Origin of the sequence: Candidatus Symbiopectobacterium sp., from assembly GCF_020054415.1 — a bacterium.
Taxonomy (GTDB): domain Bacteria; phylum Pseudomonadota; class Gammaproteobacteria; order Enterobacterales; family Enterobacteriaceae; genus Symbiopectobacterium.
The window spans coordinates 1-2,153 of sequence record NZ_JAHWCO010000689.1 but is presented as its reverse complement, the minus strand read 5'-3'; the positions used below and the strand labels follow the sequence as shown (position 1 = coordinate 2,153).

Sequence of the window (2,153 nt, the reverse complement as noted above, 5' to 3'; positions counted from 1 at the left end):
GGATCCTCCTGTATTAAGCCAAGTGTAAGCGATCTGACCGCCAACCTGCAAAATTTTACAAGTTAGCCCCCTGCCCCCGGTTTTTATGTCACTTTTTTCAGCGTTTTAATTGTCGTCAGACACATAAACAACCTCGGAGAGACTTAATGTACAAAATAACGGAAACTATCAAAAAGCCCGGCGGACTGGATGTTCAGTGGCTACGGTTCTCTAAGGTGAAACTCACCATGTCAGAATGCGAAAAACTGCTCTTTAAGCCTAAGGAGGCAGGTAAGTCGTTCGGCGATAAGGTGAAACTAGAGGACTTCCGCTGCGTCAGGGTGAAAAACAGGGATACGTGGTAAATAGCACAATAAACCATCCAATTGACCTAGGGATAACCCATGCGCTATAGTCACTCTGCATCTGCAAATTCAGGTGCCGGGTTTCGCAGCCCGCCAGATACAACTGCGACAGAATGACACGCCGCAAGCGTGTTTTTTATGTCGCACATCTAGCCGCATCTCAATGGTGGGCTGGATAGGGGAGCTGAAAGGCTCGCCGGTTGGTTGTATCCGGTACTGCGAACCCTGTTCAGTTCACCACCAGTAAGTTTCGCAGCTTCGGTGGTGGATAGTTTAAATACAACCATCGGAGGCTACTATGGCCCTTCCAGCATTAGCAGAAAAACTGCACACTGAAGAACCTCGCGTATTTATCAACAATCCCTAACCACATCTAAAAACGTTTCTGATTACTTTGGCAAGCGCAATGAGCGTGTTCTGGATAAAATTCGTAACTTAGATTGTTCGCCAAAATTCACTGAACACAATTTTGTGTCGAGTGAATACACCGACAGCACAGGTCGCAAACTACCGATGTATACCATGACCAAGGACGGCTTTGTCTTCCTCGTTATGGGCTTTACCGGCAAAAAGGCAGCAGCGTTCAAGGAAGCTTACATTGCGGAGTTCAACCGCATGGAGGCAGAGCTTTGCTCGATACCGCAATACAAACCTCAAGCAGCCGAACTATTCAGTAGCCATGATATCGACAGCCTTACCCGCCTCGTCTGGAGCATGGCAAACGGCTTTCATTTTGACCGTGCTTGGAGCAACGCCGTTTGGTACGCTCTGCGCCGTGTAACCGGCGTACCCTCCCCTCAGCACTTCGAAATCCGGCAACTCCCCCCTGCTGGCTGAAGAGTGCCGCCGTATCTACAGCATTACAAACACGCTCAAGGGTGCCATCTTCGACGCTGATAAGCAGACGATACGGCGCGTCCTGCGTCACCGTGAAGATGAAGCTATCGTACTGGGCGAAATGCAGCAGATGCTCGAAGAGAGCACGCAGCAGCATTACGGTGTGATGACCCACGCGCTCGAAAAATGGCAACAGGCGAACGTTAACCAGTCCCTGCAACGCCACTAATCACTAATCCCGCCCCGGTATCGTGCCGGGGCTTCATTAATCACATTCACTTGTGTTAGCGAAATACTACAGGAGACGTGGGAATCAGCTGATGACGGATTCCAATCGTAATAAAACCCCATCCAAGTAGGACATTCTGAGGTGCATTATTTTTTCTATAAAAATCATAAATATAAAGAATGGAATATTTTTAGGAATATTTTGTAGTCATTTTTGTTGTTAATGATATATAGCCAACCGACTTAAAAATGATTACATCCGGTGCCCTGATATGTGGCAAAGAAGCATAGCTAGCTGTTATCAAAATAATGTCGCTTGGCTATAGCTCTGCGGACAGCTCTTTACGCACATCGGCTATTTGCAACTGACGGTCCCAGCTACGGCGGGCAACGGCTCGCCATTGAGAAGAGCAGCAGAGAAGAGCGAAGTTTGTTGTACAACCGCCACTACGATTCCGAAGGGTGAAAATTACTTAATTATTAGTTCGCCAGTTATTAAACTTAGCATGCCTGGTATGAACCATGATGAAAAACTCATGCGGGGGGCTAGGCACAGGAAGCTATTGGCTGAACTTAATGGAGAGTATGAAGGATACACTCCAGACGGCTTTGTTGAATAAATAGATATTATGCTGCGTAGCCATAAAGGCTGCGGATTCCCTTGACGTAAAATCAGTATGTTAAATCCAGAGCGTGGTGATGCATCCCGGAGCGATCAGCATTTTAATCCAAAACAGGTGTGTC

General features: G+C 47.3%; 2 protein-coding genes. Both read left to right on the top strand.

Annotated elements, in window-relative coordinates; all coding sequences use genetic code 11:
• Positions 1-146: 146 nt before the first annotated feature.
• Complete coding sequence (locus tag QZ506_RS19885) at positions 147-344, top strand: DUF1187 family protein (protein ID WP_291973379.1); 198 nt, start codon at positions 147-149, stop codon at positions 342-344.
• A 348-nt stretch (positions 345-692) separates the two neighbouring features.
• Positions 693-1,181, top strand: a complete 489-nt coding sequence (locus tag QZ506_RS19880) for a Rha family transcriptional regulator (protein WP_291973380.1) — start codon at positions 693-695, stop codon at positions 1,179-1,181.
• The last annotated feature ends 972 nt before the right edge of the window (positions 1,182-2,153 follow it).

Coding starts and splice junctions, on each gene's coding strand:
- QZ506_RS19885 (WP_291973379.1), top strand. CDS start 147: ATGTACAAAATAACGGAAACTATCAAAAAGCCCGGCGGACTGGATGTT.